General features: G+C 62.9%; 20 protein-coding genes and 1 pseudogene. 12 read left to right on the top strand and 9 right to left on the bottom strand.

Features of this window, described 5'->3' with window-relative positions:
- Position 1 precedes the first annotated feature (1 nt).
- The 3 genes from CQ007_RS14250 (at position 2) to CQ007_RS14240 (ending at position 3,638) form a co-directional block, all read left to right on the top strand.
- Complete coding sequence (locus CQ007_RS14250) at positions 2-1,234, top strand: acyl-CoA dehydrogenase family protein (RefSeq protein WP_105646504.1); 1,233 nt, start codon at positions 2-4, stop codon at positions 1,232-1,234.
- A gap of 87 nt (positions 1,235-1,321) precedes the next feature.
- Entirely contained in the window at positions 1,322-2,245 is a 924-nt protein-coding gene (locus tag CQ007_RS14245) for a sulfurtransferase (RefSeq protein ID WP_105646503.1), read from the top strand.
- Positions 2,246-2,447: 202 nt separating this feature from the next.
- Complete coding sequence (locus tag CQ007_RS14240) at positions 2,448-3,638, top strand: YeeE/YedE family protein (RefSeq protein WP_256582296.1); 1,191 nt, start codon at positions 2,448-2,450, stop codon at positions 3,636-3,638.
- Positions 3,639-3,647: 9 nt separating this feature from the next.
- On the opposite strand, the gene CQ007_RS14235 is transcribed toward CQ007_RS14240, so the two are convergent.
- The 6 genes from CQ007_RS14235 to CQ007_RS14210 form a co-directional block, all read right to left on the bottom strand.
- Positions 3,648-4,454: a sigma 54-interacting transcriptional regulator gene (locus CQ007_RS14235; protein ID WP_105646502.1), complete on the bottom strand. Its 807-nt coding sequence runs from the start codon at positions 4,452-4,454 to the stop codon at positions 3,648-3,650.
- A gap of 18 nt (positions 4,455-4,472) precedes the next feature.
- Entirely contained in the window at positions 4,473-5,054 is a 582-nt protein-coding gene (locus tag CQ007_RS14230; protein WP_105646501.1) for an alpha/beta hydrolase, read from the bottom strand.
- Positions 5,055-5,209: 155 nt separating this feature from the next.
- On the bottom strand, positions 5,210-6,496 hold the full coding sequence (locus CQ007_RS14225; RefSeq protein WP_105646500.1) for an OprD family porin: 1,287 nt from the start codon (positions 6,494-6,496) through the stop codon (positions 5,210-5,212).
- Between the two features lie 249 nt (positions 6,497-6,745).
- On the bottom strand, positions 6,746-7,120 hold the full coding sequence (locus CQ007_RS14220) for a YkvA family protein (RefSeq protein ID WP_105646499.1): 375 nt from the start codon (positions 7,118-7,120) through the stop codon (positions 6,746-6,748).
- Between the two features lie 101 nt (positions 7,121-7,221).
- Positions 7,222-8,541 (bottom strand): OprD family porin, encoded by a 1,320-nt coding sequence (locus CQ007_RS14215; RefSeq protein WP_105646498.1) that lies wholly within the window; start codon positions 8,539-8,541, stop codon positions 7,222-7,224.
- Between the two features lie 157 nt (positions 8,542-8,698).
- On the bottom strand, positions 8,699-9,508 hold the full coding sequence (locus CQ007_RS14210) for a M48 family metallopeptidase (RefSeq protein ID WP_105646497.1): 810 nt from the start codon (positions 9,506-9,508) through the stop codon (positions 8,699-8,701).
- Positions 9,509-9,645: 137 nt separating this feature from the next.
- Here CQ007_RS14210 and CQ007_RS19425 point away from each other — a divergent pair.
- Both CQ007_RS19425 and CQ007_RS19420 read left to right on the top strand, forming a co-directional pair.
- Positions 9,646-10,923: pseudogene (locus CQ007_RS19425) on the top strand (HAMP domain-containing protein); the annotation flags it as partial.
- Between the two features lie 15 nt (positions 10,924-10,938).
- On the top strand, positions 10,939-11,781 hold the full coding sequence (locus tag CQ007_RS19420) for a methyl-accepting chemotaxis protein (RefSeq protein ID WP_371919834.1): 843 nt from the start codon (positions 10,939-10,941) through the stop codon (positions 11,779-11,781).
- Between the two features lie 57 nt (positions 11,782-11,838).
- Here CQ007_RS19420 and CQ007_RS14200 read toward each other — a convergent pair whose 3' ends face one another.
- Positions 11,839-12,489 carry an SOS response-associated peptidase gene (locus tag CQ007_RS14200; RefSeq protein WP_158256780.1) on the bottom strand — a complete coding sequence of 217 codons (651 nt, stop codon included), beginning with the start codon at positions 12,487-12,489 and terminating at the stop codon, positions 11,839-11,841.
- The gene (locus tag CQ007_RS14195) at positions 12,486-12,686 is read right to left on the bottom strand and encodes a CPXCG motif-containing cysteine-rich protein (protein ID WP_105646495.1); all 201 of its coding nucleotides are present in this window, start codon (positions 12,684-12,686) and stop codon (positions 12,486-12,488) included. The genes CQ007_RS14200 and CQ007_RS14195 overlap by 4 nt, the downstream gene beginning before the upstream one ends.
- Before the next feature lie 143 nt (positions 12,687-12,829).
- Here CQ007_RS14195 and CQ007_RS14190 point away from each other — a divergent pair, with 143 nt between their 5' ends.
- A complete protein-coding gene (locus tag CQ007_RS14190; protein WP_105646494.1) occupies positions 12,830-13,999 on the top strand; it encodes a 1-acyl-sn-glycerol-3-phosphate acyltransferase in 1,170 nt (389 codons plus the stop codon).
- Here the strand turns inward: CQ007_RS14190 and CQ007_RS14185 are convergent.
- Entirely contained in the window at positions 13,967-14,242 is a 276-nt protein-coding gene (locus tag CQ007_RS14185; protein WP_105646493.1) for a hypothetical protein, read from the bottom strand. The two genes, CQ007_RS14190 and CQ007_RS14185, sit on opposite strands and share 33 nt — an antisense overlap.
- A 326-nt stretch (positions 14,243-14,568) precedes the next feature.
- Here CQ007_RS14185 and CQ007_RS14180 point away from each other — a divergent pair, with 326 nt between their 5' ends.
- From CQ007_RS14180 to CQ007_RS14155, 6 genes are all read left to right on the top strand, one after another.
- Positions 14,569-15,030, top strand: coding sequence for a hypothetical protein (locus CQ007_RS14180; RefSeq protein ID WP_105646492.1), 462 nt, complete (start codon positions 14,569-14,571; stop codon positions 15,028-15,030).
- 195 nt (positions 15,031-15,225) lie between these two features.
- Positions 15,226-18,015, top strand: coding sequence for a monovalent cation/H+ antiporter subunit A (locus CQ007_RS14175; protein ID WP_105646491.1), 2,790 nt, complete (start codon positions 15,226-15,228; stop codon positions 18,013-18,015).
- A complete protein-coding gene (locus CQ007_RS14170) occupies positions 18,015-18,341 on the top strand; it encodes a Na+/H+ antiporter subunit C (protein ID WP_105646490.1) in 327 nt (108 codons plus the stop codon). Before CQ007_RS14175 ends, CQ007_RS14170 begins: the two co-directional genes overlap by 1 nt.
- Positions 18,341-19,852, top strand: coding sequence for a monovalent cation/H+ antiporter subunit D (locus CQ007_RS14165; protein WP_105646568.1), 1,512 nt, complete (start codon positions 18,341-18,343; stop codon positions 19,850-19,852). The genes CQ007_RS14170 and CQ007_RS14165 overlap by 1 nt, the downstream gene beginning before the upstream one ends.
- Positions 19,846-20,352: a Na+/H+ antiporter subunit E gene (locus tag CQ007_RS14160; RefSeq protein ID WP_105646489.1), complete on the top strand. Its 507-nt coding sequence runs from the start codon at positions 19,846-19,848 to the stop codon at positions 20,350-20,352. Before CQ007_RS14165 ends, CQ007_RS14160 begins: the two co-directional genes overlap by 7 nt.
- Positions 20,337-20,606, top strand: coding sequence for a K+/H+ antiporter subunit F (locus CQ007_RS14155; protein WP_105646488.1), 270 nt, complete (start codon positions 20,337-20,339; stop codon positions 20,604-20,606). Before CQ007_RS14160 ends, CQ007_RS14155 begins: the two co-directional genes overlap by 16 nt.
- Positions 20,607-20,610 lie beyond the last annotated feature (4 nt).

Raw genomic sequence — 20,610 nt, 5'->3', positions numbered from 1 at the left:
CATGAGCATCTCGAGCGCACCCTTGCAATCGTCCCTTGAAGTGGCCCCGGTCATCAACCCGCGGCTGCTGGCGCTGGATGACAACGCCTGGCGCCAGGCCACACTTTCCCTGGCTGCACAACTGGCCGAGAGCGCCGTGCAGCGGGATCGCCAGGGTGGTTCGGCACAGTCGGAGAAGCAGCTGATTCGCCAGAGTGGACTGCTGCGGTTGAGCATTCCCCGGTACCTGGGCGGTCACGGCAGCCGTTGGCCGGAGATCTACCGTACCACCCGCTATCTGGCGGCGGTGGATAGCTCGCTGGCCCATCTGTTCGCCTTTCACCATCTGCAGGTAGTGACCCTGCAGTTGTTCGGCAGCGCGCAGCAGCAACAGCAGTGGCTGAGTCGCACGGTGGAACAGGACTGGTTCTGGGGTAATGCCACCAATGGGCGCGATACCGGCCTGCAGCTGCGCCGCGAAGAGGAGCACTACCAGTTGCACGGCAGCAAATCGTTCTGCTCCGGCGCACTGGGTGCGGACGTATTGATGGTCAGCGCGCCGCGCGGGCCGCGTCCGGAAGACCGGGTATTTCTGGTGGTGCCGGCGCAGCGTGACGGCCTGCTGGTCAACGACGACTGGGATGGCTTCGGCCAACGCCAGACCGACAGCGGTACGGTGAACTTCGAAGGTGTGTTCGTCGACCCCAAGGATCTGCTGGAGCAGGGGCTGGGCACGGTACGGGCGAGTTTGCGTACCTGTTTCTCGCAACTGGTACTGGTGCAGATCTATCTGGGCAACGCGGTGGGCGCACTGGACTCGGCGGTGCGCTACATCCATGAGCGGGCGCGCAGCTGGCCCGGTTCGACGGCGGACCGTCCGACTGCGGACGTGCTTATCCAATTGCGTCTGGGGGATCTATGGACGCAACTCCAAGCCGCCAGTGTATTGGCTGACAGGGCCGCAGAGCGCCTGCAGCAGCTATGGGAAAGCTCCGATCCGACTGCGCTGCAGCGCGGTGAACTGGCGCTGCAGATCGCCGAAGCCAAGCTGCTGTCGGCCCGCGCGGCGCTGGATATCACCAGCCAGGTATTCGAAACCATGGGCGCACGGGCGACCTCAGCCAAATTCGGCTTCGACCGCTACTGGCGCAACGTGCGGGTACACACGCTGCATGACCCGCTGGATCACAAACAGAAGGATATCGGCCGCTGGCTGCTGACCGGGGAGCACCCTGCGCCCTCGGTCTACAGCTGACGGCAGAACGGAGACTGACCGGCGCCGGTGTGGCGTCGGCAGCTTGAGCAGCCCGCACGGGCTCACCCTGAAAGGCAAGGAGAAGGTATGAACATCAAGCAATGGCTCGGAGCCGGGGTATTGGCTGCCGCAGCAGTAGTGCAAGGGGCGCAGGCTGCCGCCAGTGATGTACTGGTGAGTACCGACTGGCTGGAGAAGAACCTGGATCAGGCTGATCTGCGCATTATTGAAGTCAGCGTCAATCCCGGCCAGTACGAGCGGGGGCATGTCCCCGGCGCGGTGAATTTCAACTGGCATACCGATCTGGTCGATCCGGTACGCCGGGATATCGCCTCGCAGGACAGCTTCCAGAAACTGCTGCGTGAGGCGGGGATATCGCAGGACAGCACGGTGATTCTCTATGGCGACAGTAACAACTGGTTCGCTGCCTGGGGCGCGTGGATCTTCGACGTGTATGGCGTGGACAACGTCAAGCTGCTGGATGGTGGTCGGGCCAAGTGGGAAAGCGAAGGCCGCCCGCTGACTACCCGTCAGGTCGCCCATGCCGCGGGTGATATCACGCTCGGTGAGCGTAACGAGGCGCTGCGTGCGCGCTTTGTCGATGTGGTCGCGGTGGCCGAGGGCAAGGATCAGGCCAGGCTGATCGATATCCGCTCGCCGGATGAATTCAACGGGCGCATCTTCGCCCCTGACGGCGTGCAGGAGCTGGCCGTCCGGGCAGGGCATATTCCCGGCGCGGTGAATGTGCCCTGGGGTTCGGCGGTGGCTGCCGACGGCACCTTCAAGTCGGCGGATGAGCTGCGCAAGGTGTATGCCGCGGTGGGCGTGGACGGTTCCGAGCCGATCATCACCTATTGCCGCATCGGTGAGCGTTCCAGTCATACCTGGTTCGCCCTGAGCAAGATTCTCGGTTACGAGGTGCGTAACTACGATGGTTCATGGACGGAATACGGCAATGCCGTAGGCGTGCCGGTGGTGAATGTCGCTGGCACGGTATGGGGCGGCAAGTAACCGCAGTGCTTTCAACCTTTCCAGTACCCCGGCTCCGGCTTGAGTGAACAGCATTGCTGCTCTGACCGGGGCTTTTTTGGAGGGTCGAGTTCCATCTCGACCATTGGGGTTGTCTGAGCCTCCGCTGGCCGGGATGGAACCCGGCCCTCCATGTGTGGGCCGGGTGTAGGGACAGACTGGTAATACAAGGGAGGACTTGCGGATGATGAAGCACACAACGGCAGACCGGCCGGCCAGCGGCGCTCTGCTGCTGGCGCTGGTATTGGCCAGCGGCATTCTGGGCTGGGCCTGGTTACTGTTCGAGCCGACCCCGGCGGGGCGCGCCTTGAGCTTCTCGTTATTGGCCGGGGCGGTGTTCGGGGTGCTGCTGCAGCGTTCGCGCTTCTGCTTCTTCTGCATCACCCGGGATTATGTGGAGCGCCGCGACCCCAATGGCCTGCTCGGTCTGCTGGCGGCGCTGGCAGTAGGCAGCCTGGGCTATCACGCGGTGTTTGGCACCTTTGTGCCGGACCCGTCCAGCGGCCGTCTGCCACCGGATGCGCATATCGGCCCGGTCAGCGTGGTGCTGGCGTTGGGTGCAGGCCTGTTTGGTCTGGGCATGGCGATCTCCGGTTCCTGTATCAGCGCGCACCTGTATCGGCTGGGTGAAGGCGCCTTTGCCTCGGTATTTGCCCTGCTGGGCGTGCTGCTGGGGTTCGTGCTCGGCTTCCTTAGCTGGAATCCGCTGTATCTCACGCTGATTGCCGATGCGCCGACCATCTGGCTGCCAGGCCGACTGGGCTATGCCGGTTCGCTGCTGGTGCAGTTGGCGCTACTGGCGGTGCTGGCCTGGCTGTTGCTGCGCTTTGCCCGGACCCAGCCACATGAGGCAGCAGCGCTGTCGGTTGGTCAGCGCATCTGGCGTCGGCGCTGGCCGACCTATGTTGGTGGTCTGCTGATTGGTGCGCTGGGGGTGATCTGCTACCTGCGGGTGGCGCCGCTCGGCGTGACCGCTGAACTGGGCAGCATCTCACGCACGGCTGCAGATAGCCTGGGCTGGCTGCCGGGTCGACTGCACGGGTTGGACGGGTTCTCCGGCTGCGCCACGGCGGTCAAGCAGGCGCTGCTGTCGAATAACGGGGCCTTTATCAGTGCTCTGGTGCTGGCGTCCTGGGCGAGTGCGCTGATCTCTGGCGATTGGCAACCGAAACGTCCGGCTGTTGGTCAGTCCCTGCGCGGTCTGCTGGGCGGGGTACTGATGGGGTGGGGCGCCATGCTGGCGCTGGGTTGCACCGTGGGCACGCTGCTGTCCGGGATCATGGCCGGTGCGCTGTCGGGCTGGGTATTTGCGTTGTTCTGTCTGGCGGGTCTGCTGGTCGGGTTATGGCTGCGGCGGCGGTTGGGCTGGGTGTGAACGTCCGGTTCACACCAGGTGCAGATCCTGCTCGCTGATCAGCCCATTCTGGCTGGTCAGCAGGGCAAGGTGCACCACCTGTTCCAGTTCGCGGATATTACCCGGCCAGCGATGGGCCTGCAGGCGACTGGCTGCGCCCTCGTCAAACGCGGGCAGCGGCAGTTCCAGCCGTTGCGCATGAATGGCGAGAAAATACTCGGCCAGCGGGAGAATATCGGCCACCCGCAGACGCAGCGGCGGCACTGGTAGCAGGCCATCGGTCAGGTACTCATGGAGGTGGGCGTTGAAGGTGCCGGCCTGCACCGCTCGGGCCAGATCGAAACTGCTGGAGGCGATCAGACGGACATCCACCGGTGTGTAGTGGCCCGTGCCGACCGGGCGGATTTCATGTGTCTGCAATGCAGTAAGCAGCTTTGCCTGCAGGGCACGCGGCAGATCGCCGATCTCGTCCAGATACAGCGTGCCGCCATTGGCTGCGCCGTACCAGCCGGTTCGGCCGCTGGGCAGTGCCTGCAGTTGCGTGCCGAACAGTTCTTCCTCGGCCCGGCCTTTGCTCAAGGCACCGCAGTTGATGGCCACGAAGGGGCCGGGTCGCTGGCTGGCACTGTGCAACTGGCGGGCCAGCAACTCCTTGCCGGTGCCGGTTTCACCCTGGATCAGCACGGCCAGCGGGGTGGCAGCCAGGCGTTCCAGCTCGGTGTGCAGGTGCCGCGAGGCCGGGTCAACGAAGACCAGTGCCTTGGCGCGTATGCTCAGCGGGCCGGGTGCGACCTGCTCGAGCGTGAGGATGGTGTCAGGTGACTGATATAGGGTCATGGGTATCTATGTAACCGGTCAGGCGCGCTGACGTCGTTGTTCCTCGATTCGGCTCTGCAACTGATACAGGTGCACGAAGCCGTCTTCCCAGCGGGTATAGCCCGCCGCCGTGTTGATATGGCCCGCCTGGTCCAGGATCACTGTCTGGCTGCCCCAGCCGCTGCCCAGGGTCACTGCGCGGTGTTGGCTGGCGGCGTGGTCATTGCTCGAACCGACCAGCACGCTCGGAAAACCCAGGAGCTGACGCGGGATGGGGGCAAAGTCGCGTAGCGGCTCGGCGCAGGTGTCACGTTCCACATCCGCGGGTGCCACCAGCAGCGCACCGCGCACCCGGCTACGCAAGGCTGGTGACGTCGCGGCGGCCCAGTGTGCGACGGTGATGCAGCCCAGGCTATGGGCGATCAGCACCACTGGAGTCGGATCGGCGGCCACGTTGCGCTCAAGCTCAGCCACCCAGTCGCTCCGCTGCGGGTGCTGCCAGTTCGCCTGTTCCACCCGCTGGGCGTTGGGCAGCAATTGCTGCCAGTGCGTTTGCCAATGGTCGGGGCCGGAGCCTTGCCAGCCCGGCAGGATGAGATAGCGGATCAGTTCGTTGCGCATGGGTATTGCCCCCGTATGGAAATTTGGGTATTGCCAATTCAGTACCGAGCCCCGGGCGCCTTGCGGCGCCAATCGCGGCGGGGCGCCGCTCCCACCGGTTTGGCTGGGTTCTGTGGGAGCCCCGTCTCGGGGCGATTGGGGGCTCCGCCTGCCTGTTACAGCAGGGTAAAGGTGTAGTTGACGATGGCACGGACCTCATCGCGGTCGCGCTGTACATCGCTGCGCAGGCTGGCATGCCGCAGGGAGAAGCCGACATCCTTGAGGAAGCCGTCCTGTATCGTGTAATCGATCCGCAGATCGCGTTCCCATTCGGTATCGCGAACGCCGGGGGCCGTATCGATGTCCTTGCCGCGCAGATAGGTCGCCGAGGTTTTCAGACCGGGCAGGCCGGCATTGGCGAAGTCATAGCCGTAGCGCGCCAGCCAGGTCTTCTCGCCGGCGCGTTCGAACTTGCCGATCTGCGAGTCGGTAATCAGGTAGGCGGTGGCGCCGTCGCCGTTGTTGATGAACGGGAAGTTGCTGTCGCCGCTCAGTCTCTGATAGCCCACACCCAGGTTATGGCCGCTGTGGCCATAGCTGAACAGGATGCTGCTGGCGCGGTTGTCGACCTCGGCGCCATAACCGGCATCCTGATCATCGTTGGCGCCATGGGCATTGCTGTCGAAGTGGCGCAGGTCGGTGCTCAGCTTGCCGCCACCGAGGGTGATGTGATGCACAGCACCCACATAATGCTGGCGATAGTAGTCTTCCAGTTCGCCAAAGTAGTAGCTGGCGGTCAGGTTGTCGGTCACCTTGTAGTCTCCGCCGACAAAGCGGAACTGATCGACCCGTTCGGTACCGCCGGCGATGCGCAGTTCCTCATAGTCGCTGGATGCACGGCCCTTGGCCTTCTCGATCTGGCCGGCGACCAGGCTCAGGCGATCTATATCGGTGGAGCTCAGCTGGCCGCCGCGGAAGGTCTGTGGCAGCAGGCGACCATCGTTCAGCGTCAGTACCGGCAACTTGGGTAGCAGGGTGCCGTATTTCAGTTCGGTATTGGAAATCTTGGCCTTGGCGGTGAAGTCGATACGACTGAAATCGCTTACTGCGCTGCCGTCACTCTCAACCGGGAATACGATGCCCGGATCACGGCTGCGGTCGGCTTTGCCCTGGCGTCCACCCGAATCCAGGCGGATCCCCACCTGGCCAAGCGCATCGAGACCGAAGCCAACCGGGCCTTGCGTATAACCGGATTGAAAGTCCAGCAGGAAACCCTGGCCCCATTCTTCCGCCTTGGAAGGGGCTGCGTCGCCACTGCGGTTGTCCTGGTTGATGTAGAAGTTGCGCAGCCCGAGGGTTGCCGAGGCGCCTTCGACAAAGCCTTCAGCGGCAGAGGCCAGTGAGGGCAGGGCGGTGGTCAGGATACCGGCGGCCACAGCGCGGGTAAGCAGGGAATAGTTCATGGTTCAAGCTCCGTTGATATGTTGACGATGCGTCATCCGGCTCTGCGTGGTCGAGTGGCACCCTGACGTAGAGCTGTAACATAAACGACAGCTTGACTTTTAAAAAAGAATAAAAAAGAATTTATTTATTCTATATTTGCATATGTGATCGATGAAGCCGTTGATGTGGGCCTCCCTGTCGCAAGTCTGCGCCTTGATATCCAGGGCCTTGAGTTCGGGTCTTCGAGAAAGGCAGCTTTGACTCGCCTGTCAGTCAGGCTGGTCGGTTCTGACGGGGATGGGGCTGAACCACCTGCCCATGGTCTGGCGGGTGCGGTCCTTGATTTCGTCGGTGATGTACATGGATACCGTGGCCAGTGCCGCGGCCAGCACACCGAGATCGTCGGTATAACCTACTACCGCAGCAAAGTCGGGAATGGCATCCAGGGGGAAGATGAAGTAGCCCAGCGCGCCGTAGATGGCGGTCTTGGCCCAGCGGGGTGTATCCGGGCTCTGGGCTGCGTAGTACAGCCATAACGCCTTCTCCACCACCTCATGGCCGGCGGCGCGGGCGTATCTGCCCAGTTTCCAGCGAAAGCCGGTGTGGCTGAAGGCTTTGCCGAAACCCTGCGGTTGGTCGTTCATGGTGGTCTCCGGTTACTGCCTGTACATGGAGACCATGGTACACCCGAAAAGGTGCCCTGGTGATAGCAAAGCCCCGGCGCTGGGCCGGGGCTTTGGGTAGATCAGAGCAGAACGAAGTTGTAGGTCAGGTAGACCCGCAGCTGGTCCTGGTCAGCCTGGGCTGCATCGGTACGCAGGCTGGCGTGACGCAGGGATACGCCCAGGTCCTTCAGGAAGCCCTGCTGGACGGTGTAGTCCAGGCGCAGGTTGCGTTCCCATTCCTTGTCACCGTTACCGGGTGCGACATCGAAGTCGCTGCCGCGCAGGTACTTGGCGCCGAAGCTCAGGCCGGGTACATAATCGGCGAAGTTGTAGCTGTACTCACCCACCCAGGTCTTCTCGCCGGCACGCTCGAACTTGTTGATCTGCGAGTCGGTGATCAGGTAGGCAGTGGAGCCGCCACCATTGTCCAGGAAGGCGAAGTCGCTGTCGCCGCTCATCTTCTGGTAACCCAGGCCCAGCGCGTGGTTGCTCAGCTTGTAGGTGAACATGGCGCTCATTGCGCGGTTGTCCACTTCGCCATTGTTGTTCACGCCGCGAGCGGTGTAGCCATTGGCACGGCCAGTGGCGCTGCTGTTGGCACCGTGGGAGTCGCTGTCGAAGTAGCGCAGGTCGGTGATCAGTTGGCCGGCACCCAGGTCCAGGGTATGTACCGCGCCCAGGAAGTGCTGGTTGTAGTAATCCTTCAACTGGGCGAAGTAGTAGCTGGCTACCAGGTTCTCACCCAGCTTGGCATCACCGCCGAGGTACTGGAACTTGTTGACATCTGCATTGACGTTGCTACCGCCGATGCGCAGACCCTCATGAGAGGTGGCAGCGCGTCCGCTGGACTCGTCCAGGTGACCGATGCGCAGGGTCAGGTTGTCGATTTCGTTGGAGGTCAGCATGGCGCCGCTGTAGGTCTGCGGCAGCAGACGGCCGTCATTGCGCACCGCGATCGGCAGGTTCGGCTCCAGGCCGCGACCGGCTTTCAGCTCGGTGTTGGAAATCTTGGCCTTGGCAGCGAAATCGATCTGGCTGAATTCCTCTACGGCGCTGCCGTCATTTTCCAGCGGGAACATGGTGCCGGGTTGGCGGCTGGTATCGGCTTTGCCGCGGCGGCTGCCGGAATCCAGGCGGATACCCGAGCGGGCGAACACGTCCAGACCCAAACCGACCGGGCCCTGGGTGTAGCCGGAATTGAACTTGAGCATGAAGCCCTGACCCCATTCGCGATCACTCGGGGAATTGGGGCTGTTCTTGTAGTCACCATCGAAATACAGGTTGCGCAGGCTCAGGTTGGCCTTGGCGTCTTCGACAAAACCGCCGCCCTGGGCAACGGACAGGGTTGGCAGACTCAGCAGACCAGCGGCAACGGCGCTGGCGATTAGTGTTCTTTTCATCATGCTACTCCTCGGGTGCTTATGCAGGGTGGCCCACGGGGCGGCCGGATATTCCGGCCGCTGTAACATAAATGAAATACCTGAAAAATCAACCACTAATTACGGAAAATAGACTAATGTCGGGGGCAAGTTGGTGATTTACCCGAATATCCAGGCGCTATTTTGCTCCTTCGTAGAGTGGCTGCACCTTGGGAATGTTGCTCTGCAGGTTCTGGATACGGCCCGATGAGGACGGGTGGGTACTCATGAAGGCCGGTGGCTCGCCCTGGGCGGCACTGGCCATTTTTTGCCACAGCGAGACTGCCGCTTCCGGCTTGTAACCGGCACGGGCCGCCAGCTCCAGACCGATCAGGTCGGCTTCGGTTTCGTTGGAACGGCTGTTGGGCAGGGTCAATCCATACTGCACCGCCATGTCCGCCGCCTGGCGGGCGCCTTCGCCCAGCCCCAGCAGCGAGCCGATCACCTGGGTACCCATCTGGGTGGTATAGGCGCGGGAAATGGCTTCACGGCCATGTTCACGCAGAGCGTGGGCGATTTCGTGGCCCATGATCTGGGCAATTTCGTCATCGGTCAGCTCCAGCTTGCTGATGATGCCGCTGTAGAAAATGATCTTGCCGCCGGGCATGCAACTGGCATTGAGCTCATCGCTCTTGATCAGGTTGACCTCCCAGGCCCAGTTGGTTGCATCCGGGCGGAAGTGGGCGACTTCCTTGATCAGCCGGTCGGCGATGGTGCGCAACCGCTTGAGCATGGCCGCATCGGTATTGAGCAGGTTCTTGCTCTTGGCGGCGTCGAGCATTTCCTTGTAGGACTCGGCGGCCATCTGGTCGACCTCGGCACTGGACAATGCGCTGAACATATACTGGCTGCGGTCCACACCGACGGCCCCACCCTGAGTGGTCTGAACGCTTTCACAGCTGGCCAGCAACATGAACGGCAGGCAGCAAAGTAGACGACGGGTACGCATGACGGATTTCCTTCCGTGATTTCGGAGTTTCGGAGTTGAAGTTAACGGCTTCGATTTTTCGAACAATAGCAGATCGGATTGAAGGTTTGACTGTGGCTGCCGATAAAGCGTTCATCAGACCCCTGGCCGAGGCTCTCATGAAATTCAAATCTATCCAGTTATCCATTGCCGCGCTGGCAGGTGCCTGTCTGTTCGTGGCGGTTGCTATCACGACCTTGTATGCGCTGTTCGCCTTCGAGCGCAATCAGAGCGTGGTTATCGAACGCAGTGAGCAGATGCTGGAGCAGCGTATACGCAGCCAGGTCGAGGCCATCGCCTCAGCCGAGACCCTGCGCATCCAGCGACAGTTGGAGCAGCCCCTGCTGGTCACCGAACAGTTGGCATTGCTCAACCAGCAGTTGGGCGAGGAGCAGGAGGATGGTCTGCCGGCGTTGGCCATGAGCCGCGAGGAAATGCAGCGCTACGTCCGCCGGATACTGGAAGAGCAGCCCACGCTGCTGGCGACCTATGTCACCTGGGAGCCAGGTGTATTCGATGACCTGGACGACTTCTATCGGGGAAGAGGTGAGCCGGGGCATGACGAGAATGGTCGCTTCATGCCTTTCTGGTTTCGTGAGGCGGATGGTGCGGTGACGTTGGATCTCCTGGCCGAGTTGACCGATGAAAGCATGCTGGAAACCGGTGTGCGGGCCGGTGAGTATTATTTCTGTCCGCGCGATGAGCAGCGTGCCTGCGTGATCGATCCGGCGCCCTATGATCTGGGTGGTACCAGCATAATGCTGTCATCCTTTACCGTGCCGATCATGCTCGATGGACAGTTCGCGGGTATCGCTGGTGCTGATCTGTCGCTGGCGTTTCTGCAGTCCATGCTGGAGCAGAGCAATCGTCGGCTGTATGACGGGCAAGGAGCCCAGGCGCTGGTCAGCACCAATGGTCGTCTGGTGGCCTGGACCGGCGATGGCGCAGCACCGGGCGATCCGGCAGCGCAGGTACTGAGCAGGGCACAGTTGAGCAGCCTGCAGCGTCTGGGTGAACAGTCCCTGTATCAGGTGGATAGCGAGGCGGGTCGAGTGGACCTGTGGATGCCGGTGCCGATCGGTGACACCGGCACCCACTGGTCGCTGTTGATCAGTCTGCCGCTACAGGTGGTGATGGCCGATCTGCAGGCGCTGGACGCCGAACTGACACAGCGCCAGACCGGCGAAGCGATTACCCTGGCGGTGATCGGTGTGGTCATCGCTCTGGCCGGTCTCGGCATCATGCTGGCGGTGGGCTACGGCCTGGCCCGACCGGCCCGGCAACTGGCTGCCATGCTCAACGATGTGGCCCGCGGCGAGGGCGATCTGACTCAGCGGCTGGATGATCGGCGTAGCGACGAGTTCGGTGATATAGCCCGTGGTTTCAATGCCTTTCTCGACAAGTTGCAGGGCATGATCCGCGAGGTGGTCGGCTCAGTGCAGCAGGTGACCGATGCCGCCGAACATACCGCCGACATCGCCATGCGTACCAACGATGGTGTGCAGCGTCAGCTCAGTGAGATCGAACTGGTGGCGACGGCAGTAACGGAAATGACCGCCACCGCCCAGGATGTGGCGCGCAACGCCAGTCTGGCGGCCGAGGCGGCGGGCAATGCCAATGGCTCGGCCAGTCACGGCCGGCAGGTGGTGCAACAGACCGCAGAAACCATCCAGAACCTGGCCGGGGATATCGAGCGCGCCGCCGAGACCGTGCAGAGCCTGGCCCGTGACAGCGAGAACATCACCTCGATCCTGGATACCATCCGCGGTATTGCCGAGCAGACCAACCTGCTGGCGTTGAACGCGGCGATCGAGGCCGCACGGGCCGGCGAGCAGGGGCGCGGCTTTGCGGTGGTCGCCGATGAGGTGCGCACCCTGGCACAGAAGACGCAGAACTCCACCGCGGAAATCCAGAAGATGATCGAGCAACTGCAGGCCGGTACCCGGCAGACGGTCAAGGTCATGGAGCAGAGCCGCAGCCGTACCGGCGAAAGTGTATTGCAGGCCGAAGAGGCGGATGCGGCGCTGACCTCGATCACCCAGGCAGTGTCGGTGATCAACGACATGAACATCCAGATCGCCAGTGCAGCGGAACAGCAGAGCGCGGTGGCCGAGGACATCAACCGCAACGTCAGCACCATCGGTGCGGTTGCCAATGCGGTAGCCGAAGGTGCCGGTGAATCATCCACCGCCAGCGCCGGCCTGACCAAACTGGCCGAGCATCAGCGCCGGCTGATCAATCAATTCAAGGTGTAGTCTTGTCGGGTTGGCGAGCGCCTGCTCGCCGACGTTATTGACTGGCAGGCCGCCCGGTCAGTCCAGTCGCACGGCCAATCCGGTCGGATTGCAGCACTGCGGCCCCTGGGTGGCGGGGCTGCTGACCGCCGGGTTGACCGGATACATCAACTGCACTTCGGAGTCGGCATTGAGCAGCAGCGGTTGCAGCGCCCGTGGCGCGGTGGCAGCGGCCAGCCAGATGGCCTGCTCCGCCCGGTTCAGGGTGACCGGCATGCGTTCACCGAGGCGCGCCGGCAGGCCCTTGGCCGGCGCGGTGATCAGGGTACAGCTGTCCCAGTAACTGCCGTCGTCCAACGCGTAGCGTTCCCACAGCCCGGCCAGCGCCAGGCCGCCTTGCTCGCGGCGCAGATACCAGGGCTGCTTGCGCTGGCCCTGCTGCTTCCAGATGTAGAAGCCATCCACCGGGATCAGGCAACGGCGCTGTACCAGCGGTTCGCGGAACATCGGCTTGTCGTGCAGGAACTCGGCCTGTGCACTGAAAGGCGCGCGGCTCAGGTCGCGCAGCCAGCCGGGGGTCAGATTCCACAGCACCTCCACACATTCCAGCTGGTTGTCGACCTTGCGCAGGATCAGCAGGCGCTGACCAGGGGACAGGTTCCAGCTGGGCTGCCAGCTGTCCGGCACGCTGGCCAGCGGGGCGCTGAACTGGGCTAGCCGGCCACTCACAGGGCGTCCTCCTCCCGGCGCAGATCCAGCTGATAGTTCTGCAGGTTGGCATCCACCCACAGATTCACGTGGATCGGCTGGCAGCACACCTGACAGTCTTCTATATAGCTTTGCGAGCCGCCACTGACATCGACCAGCAGACTGATCGGTTCACCGCAGTGCGGACAATAATCGGCATGTTCGTCCAATAGCGGCATGGGGAGGCTCCGGGGTAGGGCGTGGGATGCGTAGTTTAGCCCATGTTGCGGCCCTGGATTGGACGAAACCGTCACAGGGGAATTGTGAGTCCATCCGCTGCGCCGCATAATGCGCGCTTTATACCCAAGGTAATGAGGAATACATGGGCGAGTTCGATGCCATCCGGCCCTATGGAGATGATGAAGTGCCTGCGGTCATGCAGCGGCTGCTGCAGGACCAGGAGCTATTGCAGACGCTGGCCGGCTACCGCTTTCCCCGCCTGAGCCGGTGGCTGCCGGGCGTGACATCGAAACTGGTCGGCTCCGCGCTGCGCCGCGAGGCACAGGGAGTGGATACCGTGGCGGCACTGCAGCAGCGCCTCGAACCCTGGCTGGACAAGGTGATCGAACGCAGCACGCTGACCGTTACCTACAGTGGGCTGGATAATCTCAGCAAGACCCAGCCCCATCTGTTTCTCGCCAACCACCGGGATATCGCCATGGACCCGGCCTTCGTCAACTACGCGTTGTACCATGGTGGGCACCCGACGCCGCGTATCGCCATCGGCGACAACCTGCTGCAACGCTCCTTCGTCAGTGACCTGATGCGACTGAACAAGTGCTTTATCGTGCATCGCTCGGTCAGCGGGCGGCGGGAGAAGCTGTCGGTCTACCAGACGTTGTCGGCCTATATCAGCCACTCGATTCTCGGCGGCCACTCGGTGTGGATCGCGCAGAGCGAGGGGCGGGCCAAGGACGGCTGCGATCGCACCGACACGGCGATCATCAAGATGCTGTGCATGAGTCGCAAGAACGAGGACTTTGCCGATGTGGTGCGCTCGCTGAACATGGTGCCGGTGTCCATTGCCTACGAATGGGACCCGTGCGACCAGATGAAGGCGCGGGAACTGGAACAGCGTGAGCGTACCGGTAGCTACCAGAAGCAGCCGGGCGAGGATGACAGTTCGATTGCCAAGGGCCTGACCGGCTACAAGGGACGGGTGCATATCGCCTTCGGCACACCGTTGACCGGCGATTATGCCGATGCCAAAGCGGTGGCGGCCGAGGCGGACCGGCAGATTCTCAGCCTGTACCGCCTGTATCCGAGCAACTATCTGGCCGTTGAACACCTGGGAGCAGAGACAGGCGTGGATATCAGCGGCTGGCGCGAGCAGTTCGAGGCGGCGGTGCTGGCCGAGGAGCAGACCCGTTTTGCCCAGCGCCTGGCCGCCTGCCCGGCGGATCAGCGTCAGTGGTGGTTGCGCCAGTATGCCAATCCGGTGATCAGCCGGCAGCAGGTGTCAGACCAGTCGGGAGACCAGGCTCAAGCCTAGCGCCAGCGCCAGGCAGACGCCGCCGACCAGCATGAACAGCCGGTTGCTGCGCTGGGTGGCCAGCGGCAGGCTGGATGCCAGCACCGCGGTCGGGCCGCTTACCAGGCGCAGCGCGCGGACGGTACGCAGCTGGGTGGCGAGGATCAGCCAGCTGCCACTCAGGGCATAGAACAGCGCCAGGCCGTTGAGCACCAGGGCGCTGTTGTTCAGGTAATAGATCCACGCTGCCTGAAATATGGGCATGCAATTGTCTCCGATAACGTCGGTGTTCGTGACCTGCGGGCGTTGTTATTATTCTGGCGGGTACAGCGAGAACGGAAACCTGCGACAATGGCCGTTGATTGCGGCAGGCATTGGAGCGGTGCATGGTTCGCCATGCCGCTAAAAACTGGCGCGTAGTCTAAAACAAAGCGCAGTCGATCTCGACGGGATGGCGGGTAAAACCGATGAAAGGCCATGCGCAACATTTCCGTCTGTTTGCAGTCCAACGGTGAGACACAGACAGCGGGCACAAGCGCATAATCGAGTGACCTGAAGAGGGTCTCACACTGGAAACGGGATGGTGAAACATGAACACACGAATTCTCATGAGCTGCCTGTTCGGTGCATTGCTGGTACTGGGTGGTTGCGCCTCGAACCTGACTGGCGACACCTACAGCCGCTCTGAAGCACGGGCGCCGCAGACCGTACGCATGGGCACCGTCGAATCGGTTCGGCTGGTGCAGATCGAGGGTACCAAGACCAATATCGGCACCGGTGCTGGTGCGGTGATCGGTGGGGTGGCCGGTAGCTCGGTCGGTGGTGGCCGTGGCAGCATCATCACCGGGGTACTGGGTGCGGTGGCCGGCGGTATGGCCGGTGCGGCCGCCGAAGAAGGCATCACCCGCAACCAGGGTATCGAGATCACCGTACGCGAGGATGGTGGAACGACCCGGGCCTATGTCCAGGAAGTCGATCCGAATGTGTCCTTCGCTGCCGGTGAAAGGGTGCGCATCCTCACGGTCAATGGTGTTTCGCGGGTCAGCAAGTAGTTCATCTCTTGTCAGGTCGAGATGAAGCTCGGCCTGACATGCTCTTGCGTCCGTAGGGACGCGAGGCATCCCTCTTAGTCCCTGTTCGTCCGTGCCGTTGATGCCACGGCAATCCTCCCATGGTCTATGTTTGTTTCAGCGGTACGCTCAAAGCGGCCCGCGCTGAGACCTCGTCAGATCCATGGAGTATCCGGGATGATCCTGGCACTGATCGTTCTACTGCCGATGGTGTGTGTCGTACTGCCACTGCTGACGCACAACAGGGGCCGTTCACTGTGTGCGCTGGCGACCATGCTGGCACCGATAGCGGGTCTGGTACTGCTATGGACCCGGGCGCCCGGCGTGTTCGCGGGGGAGGTTCTGGTCGAGAGCTGGCCCTGGATCGAACGGCTGGGCCTGAGTATCAGCTTTCGCCTGGATGGCCTGGGTTTCCTGTTTGCGCTGCTGATTCTCGGCATCGGTATCCTGATCATCCTCTATGCCCGCTATTACCTGTCGAAGCAGGACCCGATGGGGCGCTTCTTTTGCCTGCTGCTGATATTCATGGGCAGCATGCTCGGCGTGGTGCTGTCGGAAAACCTGCTGTTGATGATATTCTTCTGGGAACTGACCAGCCTGTCATCCTTTCTGCTGATCGGTTACTGGTCGCATTCCACCGAGGCGCGCAAGGGGGCGCGCATGTCCCTGGTGGTTACCGGCGGCGGCGGACTGGCGCTGCTGGCCGGCGTGCTCCTGCTCGGGCAGGTGGTCGGCAGCTATCAGCTCAGCGATGTGCTGGCGGCGGGAGAGGTGATCCGCGCCCACCGGTTGTATCCGCTGATCCTGGTGCTGGTGTTGCTGGGTGTGTTCACCAAGTCGGCGCAGTTCCCGTTTCACTTCTGGTTGCCGCATGCCATGGCTGCACCGACCCCGGTATCGGCCTATCTGCACTCGGCGACCATGGTCAAGGCCGGGGTATTTCTGCTGGCGCGCCTGTATCCGGCACTGTCGGATACCGATCTGTGGTTCCTGCTGGTCAGCATCACCGGCCTTGTCACGCTGCTGGTGGGGGCCTGCACGGCGCTGTTCCAGCATGATTTCAAGGGCTTGCTGGCCTACTCGACGATCAGCCACCTGGGACTGATCACGCTGCTGCTGGGGCTGGATACCCGGCTGGCGGCGGTCGCCGCGGTATTCCACATCATCAATCATGCGATCTTCAAGGCCTCGCTGTTCATGGCCGCGGGCATCATCGACCATGAGACGGGCACCCGCGACATGCGCCGCATCAACGGTCTATGGCAGTACATGCCGCATACCGCGACCCTGGCCATGGTCGCTGCCGCAGCGATGGCCGGTGTGCCGCTGCTCAACGGCTTCCTGAGCAAGGAAATGTTCTTTACCGAGACCCTGCAACAGCACCAGTTCGGCAACTACAGCTGGGTCATACCGCTGCTGGCGGTGGTCGCCGGGGTGTTCTCGGTGGCCTACTCACTGCGCTTCATCCATGACGTGTTCTTCAATGGCAAGCCGGTGAACCTGCCGAAATTCCCGCCGCATGAACCGACCCGCTACATGAAGGTACCGGTGGAAATCCTGGTGGCGCTGTGTCTGCTGGTGGGGCTGTTGCCTGGCGTCACCGTGGCCGGTTTGCTGGCGGTGGCGGCAGGTGCCACTTTGGGCGGCGAGCTGCCGCCCTACAGTCTCGGACTCTGGCACGGCTTCAACCTGCCGCTGCTGATGAGTGTGGTAGCGCTGCTGCTGGGCTGCCTGATCTACTTTGGTCGTCGGCGACTGCTGGCCTGGCACGTGCATCTGCCACGGCTGGATGCCAGGGATATCTTCGAACAGCAGGTGCAACGGCTGGTGAATCTGGCGGCGCTGTTCACCCTGCGCTTCGAGGGCGTATCGCTGCAGCGCTACCTGGTTTGGCTGCTGCTCACGGCGCTGCTGGTCAGTGGTTTCTGGCTGCGTCAATTGCCGTCGGTGCGTGGCGCGGTGCCGATGACCCCGGTGGATGGTGCAACGCTGGTCGGTGCACTGATGCTGATGGTTGCCGCAGCGGCGACCGCCTGCTGGCATCGGCGGCGGCTGGTAGCGCTGGTCATGCTCAGCGTGGTGGGGTTGTTCGTGGCGCTGGCGTTCGCCCGCTTCTCGGCACCGGACCTGGCACTGACCCAACTGTCGGTAGAGTCGGTGACCATCATCCTGATGATGCTGGCATTGTTCTTCCTGCCGTGGCGCACGCCGCGGGAGTCCTCCGCACGGCGGCGCAGTCGCGATGTGCTGATTGCCGGGTTGGCCGGGCTGCTGGTCACGGTGCTGTGTCTCGCGGTGCTTACCCGCCCCTATGACAGCATTGCCGGTTACTTCCTCGCCAACAGCCTGCCCGGTGGTGGGGGGACTAACGTGGTGAACGTGATTCTGGTGGACTTCCGCGGCTTCGATACCATGGGCGAGATCACCGTACTGGCGATTGCCGCCACCGCGATCTTCGCCCTGATCGACGGCCTGCGCCTGCGGCGACCCTTGACCGATACCCAGGGCCGACCCTGGGCGCAGGATCGTCAGCCTTTCCTGTTGAACAACCTGTCGCGGTTGATCCTGCCGCTGGCGCTGATGGTCTCGGTATTTATCTTCCTGCGTGGGCATAACCTGCCGGGGGGCGGCTTTATCGCCGGGCTGATCACCGCGGTGGCGCTGATCCTGCAGTACGTGGCCAGCGGCAATGCCTGGACCGATCAGCGCTGGGCGCTGAACTACCACTGGCTGGCCGGTGGTGGGGTGATCATTGCCGGCCTTACCGGGCTGGGTGCCTGGCTGTTCGGTTACCCATTCCTGACCAGTGCCTTCGGCCATGTCGACGTTGCGCTGGTGGCGGACATCGAGCTGGCCACAGTAATGTTGTTCGACCTGGGCGTGTACCTCACGGTAGTCGGCGCCACGCTGTTGATCCTGTCCAACCTGGGCAGACTGTCACCCCAGGCTGGCAAGGAGGCCGACTGATGGAACTGCTCTATGCCCTGACGCTGGGTGTGCTGACCATGTCCGGTGTCTACCTGATGCTGCGGGCGCGGACCTTTCCGGTGGTGGTGGGGCTGACGTTGATCAGCTATGCGGTGAACCTGTTCCTGTTCGCCATGGGCCGTCTGCATACCGGCATGCCGCCGGTCATTGGCCAGGTGGCGGCGCACACCGACCCGCTGCCCCAGGCGCTGGTGCTGACGGCCATTGTGATCGGTTTCGGCATGACCGCCTTTTCCCTGGTGCTGGCGTTGCGGGCCCAGGGCGAGCTGGACAATGATCACGTGGACGGCAGGGGAGAGCAATGATGGATCACCTGGCGGTTGTGCCGATTATCCTGCCCATGTTCTGCGGTGCGCTGTTGCTGCTGGCCGGGCCGCGGCGACTGCGGCTCAAGCGCATTCTGGGTCTGCTGGCAACGCTGTTGCAGTTGCCGTTGGCGATACTGTTGATGGGGCAGGCCACCGGCGGCCTGCAGGTCTATGCCGCCGGCAACTGGGCGCCGCCGTTTGGCATCGTATTGGTGGTGGATCATCTGGCGGCGCTGATGTTGCTGGTGAGCGCGGTACTGGCTGCGGCGGCGATGCTGTACGCGGTGCGTGGAAACGATGCGCTGGGTGCGCATTTTCATGCGCTGTTCCAGTTTCAGCTGATGGGCATCAATGGCGCCTTCCTGACCGGCGACCTGTTCAATCTGTTCGTGTTCTTCGAGATTCTGCTGATCGCCTCCTACGCGCTGTTGCTGCACGGCACCGGCTCGGCCCGGGTCCGCTCGGGGCTGCATTACGTAGTGCTCAACCTGTTCGGCTCGGCGCTGTTCCTGATTGCGGTAGGTACCCTGTACGGGGTGCTGGGCACCCTGAACATGGCCGATCTGTCCCAGCGCGTCGCGCAGCTGGCGCCGGCCGACATCCCGCTGGTGGGTGCGGCAGCCATGCTGCTGCTGGTGGTGTTCGGCCTCAAGGCGGCGGTATTCCCCCTGTACTTCTGGCTGCCCAGGGCCTATGCGGCAGCCACGCCGCCGGTGGCGGCGCTGTTCGCGATCATGACCAAGGTCGGTATCTATTCCATTCTGCGGGTCTACACGCAGATCTTCGGCGAGAGTGCTGCCGGGCCGCTGGCGCAACTGGCTGACGCCTGGCTGTGGCCGGCGGGCCTGCTGACCCTGGTGCTGGGCAGCATAGGTGCGCTGGCGGCCAGTACCCTGAACGGTCTGGTCGCCTATCTGTTGCTGGTGTCGGTGGGTACTCTGCTGGCCGGGCTGGCGATGAACAGTCACGCGGCCCTGGTCGGCAGCCTGTTTTATCTGGTGCACTCCACCTGGATCTGTGGCGCGCTGTTTCTTTTGGCCGGGGTGCTGTCGCGCTGTCGTGGCTGGCGCTTCGTCGGGCGGCTGGTGCCGGGGCCGGCGCTGCCCAGGCCAACGCTGTTCGGCGGCCTGTTCTTCCTGGCGGCAATATCGGTGATCGGCCTGCCGCCGCTGTCCGGGTTCGTCGGCAAGCTGCTGTTGCTGCGCGCCGCCGGCACCGGAATAGCTGCCGCCTGGTTCTACTCGCTGCTGCTGGGTAGTGGCCTGCTGGCGCTGATCGCCATGAGCCGGGCTGGCACTACACTGTTCTGGCGCATAGACCCGGCAGCTCCTCCGGGCGAGCCGCTGGACCGGGTGCGCCTGCTGGCAGCGGTAGCGCTGCTGCTGTGCTCACCGCTACTGGTGGTATTCGCCGAACCGCTGCTGGGCTACCTGGATGCCACCGCGGCGCAGTTGCTGGAGCCGAGCGGCTACGCCCGGCAAGTGCTGGGCGGGAGGGGGCCATGGTGAGCCGCAGACGCTGGTTGCCCCATCCCTGGCTGAGCCTGCTGCTGCTGATCATCTGGCAGCTGCTGGTCAACCAGCTGTCGCTTGGCTCGCTGCTGTTGGGATTGCTGCTGGCGCTGCTGATCCCGCAGCTGACCCGGCTGTTCTGGCCGAATCCGCCAACCCTGTACAGGCCGGGGGTACTGGCCGGTTTCATGCTGCGGGTGCTGGGCGATATCGTCATCGCCAATTTCCAGGTGGCACGCATGGTGCTCGGGCCGAATGCCCGGTTGCGTCCGGCATTCGTGGTCTACCCGCTGGAGTTGCGTGACGAGTTCGCCATCAGCGTGCTGGCCAATACCATCTCCCTGACCCCGGGCACGGTGTCGGCGGATATCAGTGACGATCACCGCAGCCTGTTGATTCATGGTCTGGATGTACCGGATGCGCAGGAACTGATCGACGTGATCAAGCAGCGTTACGAGAAACCTCTGATGGAGATATTCGAATGCTCCAGAACGTGATCATCCTCTGTCTGGGCATGGTGTCGCTGGCCATGCTGCTATGCCTGTTGCGGCTGCTCAGGGGGCCGGACATGCCCGACCGGGTACTGGCACTGGACACCCTGTATATCAACGCCATCGCGCTGCTCATCCTGTTCGGCCTGCTGTTGCGGTCGAACCTGTACTTCGAGGCGGCACTGCTGATTGCGGTGATGGGGTTCGTCGGCACCGTGGCCGTGGCCAAGTACCTGCTGCGCGGCAATATCATCGAATAGGAGC

The organism is Pseudomonas sp. MYb185, assembly GCF_002979975.1.
Classification (GTDB): Bacteria; Pseudomonadota; Gammaproteobacteria; order Pseudomonadales; family Pseudomonadaceae; genus Halopseudomonas.
This window is presented reverse-complemented; position numbering and strand designations above follow the sequence as displayed.

Bases quoted from the DNA above. Each gene is read 5' to 3' on its own strand.
- CQ007_RS14250 (WP_105646504.1), top strand. From the start codon at position 2: ATGAGCATCTCGAGCGCACCCTTGCAATCGTCCCTTGAAGTGGCCCCG.
- CQ007_RS14245 (WP_105646503.1), top strand. From the start codon at position 1,322: ATGAACATCAAGCAATGGCTCGGAGCCGGGGTATTGGCTGCCGCAGCA.
- CQ007_RS14240 (WP_256582296.1), top strand. From the start codon at position 2,448: ATGATGAAGCACACAACGGCAGACCGGCCGGCCAGCGGCGCTCTGCTG.
- CQ007_RS14235 (WP_105646502.1), bottom strand. From the start codon at position 4,454: ATGACCCTATATCAGTCACCTGACACCATCCTCACGCTCGAGCAGGTC.
- CQ007_RS14230 (WP_105646501.1), bottom strand. From the start codon at position 5,054: ATGCGCAACGAACTGATCCGCTATCTCATCCTGCCGGGCTGGCAAGGC.
- CQ007_RS14225 (WP_105646500.1), bottom strand. From the start codon at position 6,496: ATGAACTATTCCCTGCTTACCCGCGCTGTGGCCGCCGGTATCCTGACC.
- CQ007_RS14220 (WP_105646499.1), bottom strand. From the start codon at position 7,120: ATGAACGACCAACCGCAGGGTTTCGGCAAAGCCTTCAGCCACACCGGC.
- CQ007_RS14215 (WP_105646498.1), bottom strand. From the start codon at position 8,541: ATGAAAAGAACACTAATCGCCAGCGCCGTTGCCGCTGGTCTGCTGAGT.
- CQ007_RS14210 (WP_105646497.1), bottom strand. From the start codon at position 9,508: ATGCGTACCCGTCGTCTACTTTGCTGCCTGCCGTTCATGTTGCTGGCC.
- CQ007_RS19420 (WP_371919834.1), top strand. From the start codon at position 10,939: ATGATCCGCGAGGTGGTCGGCTCAGTGCAGCAGGTGACCGATGCCGCC.
- CQ007_RS14195 (WP_105646495.1), bottom strand. From the start codon at position 12,686: ATGCCGCTATTGGACGAACATGCCGATTATTGTCCGCACTGCGGTGAA.
- CQ007_RS14190 (WP_105646494.1), top strand. From the start codon at position 12,830: ATGGGCGAGTTCGATGCCATCCGGCCCTATGGAGATGATGAAGTGCCT.
- CQ007_RS14185 (WP_105646493.1), bottom strand. From the start codon at position 14,242: ATGCCCATATTTCAGGCAGCGTGGATCTATTACCTGAACAACAGCGCC.
- CQ007_RS14180 (WP_105646492.1), top strand. From the start codon at position 14,569: ATGAACACACGAATTCTCATGAGCTGCCTGTTCGGTGCATTGCTGGTA.
- CQ007_RS14175 (WP_105646491.1), top strand. From the start codon at position 15,226: ATGATCCTGGCACTGATCGTTCTACTGCCGATGGTGTGTGTCGTACTG.
- CQ007_RS14170 (WP_105646490.1), top strand. From the start codon at position 18,015: ATGGAACTGCTCTATGCCCTGACGCTGGGTGTGCTGACCATGTCCGGT.
- CQ007_RS14165 (WP_105646568.1), top strand. From the start codon at position 18,341: ATGGATCACCTGGCGGTTGTGCCGATTATCCTGCCCATGTTCTGCGGT.
- CQ007_RS14160 (WP_105646489.1), top strand. From the start codon at position 19,846: ATGGTGAGCCGCAGACGCTGGTTGCCCCATCCCTGGCTGAGCCTGCTG.
- CQ007_RS14155 (WP_105646488.1), top strand. From the start codon at position 20,337: ATGCTCCAGAACGTGATCATCCTCTGTCTGGGCATGGTGTCGCTGGCC.